A 5765-nucleotide genomic window follows, 5' to 3' on the forward strand; every position below is an offset into this window, starting at 1 on the left:
CGGCGCCGGCCGCGTGGGCGTGCAGGAAGGCGGCCATGAAGGCGTCGCCGGCGCCGACCGTGTCCGCGACCGGCACCGGGAGGGCCGCGGCCTCGGCGCGGCCGCCCTCGGCGGTGCGGGCGAACGCGCCCTCGGCGCCGAGGGTGACCGCGACCACGGCCGGGCCGAGGGCCAGCCAGCGCTCGGCGACCGCCTCGGGCCGCTCGCCCGGGTAGAGCCAGGCCAGGTCCTCGTCGCTGACCTTGACCAGGTCGCTCAGCGCCACCCAGCGCTCGACCCGGCGGACGGCCCCGGCCCGGTCGCCCATCAGCGCCGGGCGCACGTTCGGGTCGTAGCTGATCCGCGCGCGCCCGCGCCAGCGCTCCACCAGCGCCAGCACCGAACCCGCGCCGGGCTCGGTGACCGCGGCGATCGAACCGAGGTGGATCGCGGCGGGCGGCTCGGCGAGTTCGGTGTGCGGGAGCGTCCAGTGGATGTCGAAGGTGTAGCGGGCCCGCCCCTGCCCGTCCAGTTCCACCACCGCCGAGGGCGTCCGGGCGACTTCTGCGGCCAGGACCCGCACCCCTGCCGACTCCAGGTGCCGCCGGATCAGCCGGCCGTTGGCGTCCGGCCCCAGCTCGGTGAGCAGGGTGGCCGGCCGGCCCAGCCGGGCAAGGCCGTAGGCGACGTTCGCGGGGCTGCCTCCGGGGTGCGCCCGGTCCGGGGCACCACTCGTTCGGACGATGTCGGCGACGCACTCGCCGATCACCAGAACGGGCGAGGCTGGGCTGGTCACGGCGGCTCCTGGCATCCGGTACGCGGGCGTCGTCTCGACCGCCAAGCCTACGGGGTGCGTCCGGGCGCACGGCGCCCGGGCAGGAAAGTACGGCCGCCGGACCTGGCCAGGTTTTCCGACGGCCGTGGCTCGTCCGTCAGGGGACGATGCACTCCTGACGTTAGACCGCGTACGGACGCCGCGCCATCACCGGGGGCCGTCCGGGGGACACGCTGTGTCGTCGACACCGTGGTCCGCCGACACACCACACCGTGCCGTCGGACCGCACCGATCGCGCCCGCGCCGGCCCGACGGTCCACTAGCATCCGTGGCCAGGCTCTCCCGTCCCGGCGGCTCCGCCTCCGCTCCCGCTCGTGAAGTGCGGTGATCACCCTTGTCCAGGTCCCTCGGCCTCCTCAGGTTCCTCACCCCGTTCCGGCCCCGCGCCGGTCTCGTCCCGTCACTCGCGCTCAGCGCGGTGCTGCTGTCCGCGAGCGTGCCGACGGCCGGCGCCGCCGACGGGCTGGGCGACCCGGTCTTCCCCTCGCTCGGGAACACCGGGTACCGGGTGCTCGGGTACGACCTGGCCTTCGACTACCGGGCCGGGCCCCGGACGGTGGACGGCACGGCCGTGCTCACCGTCCGACCCGACCGCACGCTCGCCCGGCTGGACCTGGACGCGCTCGGACTGGCCGTGCGCGCCGTCCGGGTCGACGGACGGCCGGCGGGCTTCGCCGCCCACGACGAGAAGCTGACGGTCACTCCGGCCAGGCCGTTCCGCCCGGGCGCCGTCGCCCGACTGGCCGTCGAGTACACCGCCGACCCGCGCGCCGCGCTGCCGCACACCGGCTGGGTCCCCACTCCGGACGGCTTCGCGGTGGCCGGCCAGCCGAACAGCGCGCACACCGTCTTCCCGTGCAACGACCACCCGAGCGACAAGGCCCGGTTCACCATCGAGGTGACCGCCCCGGACGCTCTCCTCGGCGTCGCCAACGGGGAGCTGACGGCCACCGAGCGGCGCGGCGACGGCCGCACCACCCGCCGGTACGTGTCCCGCGAGCCGATGGCCACCGAGCTGGTCCAGGTCTCGGTCGGCGACTACACCGTGCGCGAGCGCACCGGCCCGCACGGCCTGCCGCTGCGCGACGTCGTACCGACCGCGCGCGCCGCCGAGCTGGAACCCGCGCTCGCCCTCACCCCCGGCCAGCTCGCCTGGGCCGAAGCGCACCTGGGGCCCTTCCCGTTCGAGACGTACGGGCTCCTGCCGGCCAACACGGACGATCCGGCCGCGTTCGCCTTCACCGGCCTGGAGACCCAGACGCTCACCCTCTACAAGCCGAACTTCCTGCGGCAGGCGGAGCCGGCGATCGGCTCGCACATGATGCACGAGCTGGTCCACTCCTGGTTCGGCAACAGCGTCTCCCCCGCCAGGTGGTCCGACCTCTGGCTCAACGAGGGCCACGCCGACTTCTACGGACTGGTGTACCGCTACGAGCGCGGGTGGCCGGACGCCTGGGGCTACACCACGCTGACCGACCGGATGCGCTACCTCTACGGGCTCGGCGACCAGTGGCGGCACGACTCCGGACCGGTCGCCTCCCCCACCGCCGCCGACCTCTTCGACAGCCAGCGGTACACGGGCGGCGCGCTGGTGCTGTTCGCGCTCCGGGAGAAGGTCGGAGCGGCGGCCTTCGACCGGATCGAGCGGTCGTTCCTGCGCACGTACCGGTCCGGGAACGCGACCACCGAGGACTACGTGCGGACGGCCTCGGCGGTGTCCGGGCAGGACCTGCGGGGCTTCCTCGACGACTGGCTGTACGGGCTGCGGACGCCGCCGATGCCGGGTCATCCGGACTGGGTGGTGGGCCCGGTGGGCCTGGCGGGGGCGGCTCCGGGGGCTCCCGGGGCGCCGGTTCCCGGGGCGTCGCTCTGGGAGGGTGGGGCCGCGGTGGCGGGCGGGCCCGCGGTGGCGCGGGGCTCCGGAACGCTCTGACGGCGCGGCTGGGACTGCTGGTGCACGCCCGGCGCGCCGCCGTGCGTCCGGTCGCGGCTCGCACGCCCCTGACCGGCAGGGGCGGGTGGGGCCATGGTGGTTCCCACGGCCCGCCCGCCGCCCGGCAGAGTCCCGGTCGGCTCGCGGGCCGTCCAAAACGTTTCCGCAGTTTCCGTGAGCCGCTGCCCGTGAGCCGCTGCCCGTGAGCCCCTGTTCGTGCGCCCCTGCCCGTACGCCCCTGTCCGTGCGCCGACGCGGTGGGCCGTAACCCTTCCGGCGCAGCGTCGTTGGACCGGCCATGAAGAAGCGCAGCATGCTTGCCGTTGCCTCGCTCGCCGTTGGTGTCGTGGCCTCCCTCACCGCGCCGAGCGCGCACGCCAGTGCCGTGGGCGGGCAGGAGGGACTGCCCGGGCCGCTCAGCAGCGCTCCGGACATGGTGCCCGGGCAGGTCGGTGACGCGGGCGGCGTCCTCGGGGACGCCACGGGCTACGTGACCGGGTCGGCGAACGGCCTGGTGGCGGCCACTCCGGCGTAGTCCCTGCCGATGGCTCAGGACATCGGGGCTCCGAGGTCCTGGGTCCAGTAGGGGGTGCCGGCGGCGTTGGTGGCGAAACCGACGCCGATGTCCTTGAATCCGCAGTCGAGCATGTTGGACTGGTGGATTCCGCCGTCCATCCAGCGGGCGAAGACGGCGGCCGGGGTGGTCGGGCCCCGGTCGAGGTTCTCGCCCCACTGGGACCAGCGGTAGCCGGCGGCGGTGATCCGGGCCTCGGTTCGGACGCCGTCCGGGCTGACGTGGTCGAAGAAGCCGCGGGTGGCCATGTCGTCCGCGTGCTTCTGGGCCGAGCCGTGCAACCGGGGGTCGATCCGCAGCGGGGCGCAGCCGGCCCTGGCGCGTTCGGCGTTGACCAGGTCCACCAGCTGGCGCTCCGGGTTGGGCTGCGGTGTCGCGGTGGCGGTACGGGTCGCGGACGGTGTGGGCGTCGCCGTCGGCGTGGGGCTCTCCGCGGGCAGCGGGGTCGGCGCCGGTGTCGGGGCGGTGGCAGCGGGTGCGGCGGCGGCCGTCGGGACGTCCTGGGCCGCGGCCGGGGCGGTGGGCTCGGGTGCCGTCGGCCGCGGGGGCTCGCCGGCCTGCGGCCAGACCAGGGCGAGGGTGGTCACGGCGACCGCCGCGGCCGCGCCGCTCACCAGGACGGCCTTGCGGGCCGCGGTGCCGGCCCAGCCGCCGTGCCCTCCCGCCGCCGCGTGCGCGCCGGTACCGGTGGACGCCCCGGCTCCCGCGCCCGAGCCCGCTCCGGTGGCGGCCGTCGAGGAGGCCGCGGAGGAGGCGACGGCGGCCGCGGTGTGCTGGAAGTGCAGCAGCACGGGCGAACCGAGCGGGATCGGCACCAGGGCGAGGCCGGCCAGCAGTCCTTCGGCCGGGAACAGGTCCCGGCCGAGGCCGCCGCAGTCCGCGCAGTCCCGGATGTGACGGGCGATGCGCTTGCGCCAGACCGAGTTCGGGGTGCCGTCGAAGCCCGCGGTGAGCTCGGTCAGTCCGGGGCAGCGGGGGTAGGCGCAGAGCGCGCGGACGACGATGCGGCCCGCTTCGAGCTGCTTCTTCATCCGCTGCACGCGCACGGCGGTGTGCTGCGGGCTCAGGTCGAGGGCCTCGGCGAGTTCGGCGCGGGTCAGATCGCCGGCGGCCTCCAGCCACCAGAGGGCGAGCAGCTCGCGGTCGTCGGGGTCCAGCCAGCGGGTGGCCTCGGCCACCTCGCGGCGCTGGCCGGACAGGCCGAGGCGCAGGATGGTGAGGTCGGTGAAGTCGGCCCGGGGGTCGGCGACCTCCCAGGTCTCGTCCAGGCCGCCGACGGTCGGCTGCTGCTGGCCGGCGGCGTGCCGACGGCGCACCTGGTTCATGGTGATGGCGACCAGCCAGGACCGGAAGGACTCCGGGTCGCGGAGCCCGTCCAGGCCGTCCAGGGCCCGGATCATGGTCTCCTGCGCGACGTCGTCCACGTCGGCGTGGCCGCCGAGGGCGCGGCCGGCCACGTTGTAGACGAGCGGCAGCCAGGCGGCGACCAGCGCCTCCCGGGCCTGCCGGTCACCTGCCTGCGCCGCGAGCACCAGGGTGGTCCCGGTCCTGTTCTGCACCTCAGCGTTCATGGTCCGCACTCCGTGTTGCCGTGTATCCGTCCGCCGCTGCCTCCTCGGAGACCCGTGGGGAGTGATCAGATAACAACAATGTGCACGGAATCGGAAAATCGGCCCGGATCGGCGGGCCCGGTCTGAGGGTCAGACCGGGCCGGGGCAGGGGCGGGAGCCGGGACGATCAGGCGTGGACCACGGTCGGACGGGGATCGGGCCGGGTCCGGAAGGGGCCGGTCCCGGGGCGGTTCACGCCGGGGCGGCGAACACCTGGGTCCACCACGGGCCGTTGTTGCCGGTCCGCACGCCCACGCCGAGCTGCTTGAACGCGCAGTTCAGGATGTTGGCCCGGTGGCCGGGGCTGTTCATCCAGGAGTCCATCACCGCGGCCGGGTCCTTCTGGCCGCGGGCGATGTTCTCGCCCCAGGTGCTCCAGCTGTAGCCGGCCGCCTCGATCCGGTAGTCGGCGTGCTTGCCCTCGGGGCTGGCGTGGTCGAAGTAGTTGCGGTCGGCCATGTCGTCACTGTGCGACTGGGCCGCACTCGTCAGCCGGGGCTCGGCGCTGACCGGCCCGCAGCCGGCCTTGCCGCGCTCGACGTTGACCAGGTCGACGACCTGCTGGGCGTACGACGGGGCCGCGCCTCCGCCGGCCGGCAGGCCGCCTCCCCCGCCCCCGGCCCCCGGCATTCCCCCGCTCCCCGGGAAGCTGCCGCCCCCCGGCATCCCCGGGATGCCCCGCTTGGCGGTGCCCTGGCCGGTGGTGGAGGCGCCGGCGGCGGTCGGGGTCGCCTTGGCCACGGAGGCCGTGGGAGTGGGGACGGCCGTCGGGGAGGCGACGGCCGAAGCCGTCGGGGAGGCCGGAGCGGTCGGCGTGGCGGAGGCGCTCTGGGT

5 protein-coding genes are annotated in these 5765 nt (G+C 75.5%); 2 read left to right on the top strand and 3 right to left on the bottom strand.

The window, feature by feature from the left end; all coding sequences use genetic code 11:
• Positions 1–775, bottom strand: a 775-nt coding sequence (locus ACFU6K_RS29405) for a carbohydrate kinase (RefSeq protein WP_380668074.1), incomplete at its 3' end; no start/stop codon positions are given.
• A 373-nt stretch (positions 776–1148) separates the two neighbouring features.
• Here ACFU6K_RS29405 and ACFU6K_RS29410 point away from each other — a divergent pair.
• Both ACFU6K_RS29410 and ACFU6K_RS29415 read left to right on the top strand, forming a co-directional pair.
• Positions 1149–2747: a M1 family metallopeptidase gene (locus ACFU6K_RS29410; protein WP_380668075.1), complete on the top strand. Its 1599-nt coding sequence runs from the start codon at positions 1149–1151 to the stop codon at positions 2745–2747.
• Positions 2748–3060: 313 nt separating this feature from the next.
• Positions 3061–3282 carry a hypothetical protein gene (locus ACFU6K_RS29415; RefSeq protein WP_380668076.1) on the top strand — a complete coding sequence of 74 codons (222 nt, stop codon included), beginning with the start codon at positions 3061–3063 and terminating at the stop codon, positions 3280–3282.
• 14 nt (positions 3283–3296) lie between these two features.
• Here the strand turns inward: ACFU6K_RS29415 and ACFU6K_RS29420 are convergent, their stop codons facing one another.
• Complete coding sequence (locus ACFU6K_RS29420) at positions 3297–4892, bottom strand: sigma-70 family RNA polymerase sigma factor (RefSeq protein ID WP_380668077.1); 1596 nt, start codon at positions 4890–4892, stop codon at positions 3297–3299.
• A 231-nt stretch (positions 4893–5123) separates the two neighbouring features.
• Positions 5124–5765 (bottom strand): CAP domain-containing protein (locus tag ACFU6K_RS29425; protein ID WP_380668079.1); only part of this gene is annotated, 642 nt, incomplete at its 5' end.

Source organism: Kitasatospora sp. NPDC057512 (genome assembly GCF_042802135.1).
In the GTDB taxonomy this organism is placed as follows: Bacteria; Actinomycetota; Actinomycetes; order Streptomycetales; family Streptomycetaceae; genus Kitasatospora.

Bases quoted from the DNA above. Each gene is read 5' to 3' on its own strand.
- ACFU6K_RS29415 (WP_380668076.1), top strand. From the start codon at position 3,061: ATGCTTGCCGTTGCCTCGCTCGCCGTTGGTGTCGTGGCCTCCCTCACC.
- ACFU6K_RS29420 (WP_380668077.1), bottom strand. From the start codon at position 4,892: ATGAACGCTGAGGTGCAGAACAGGACCGGGACCACCCTGGTGCTCGCG.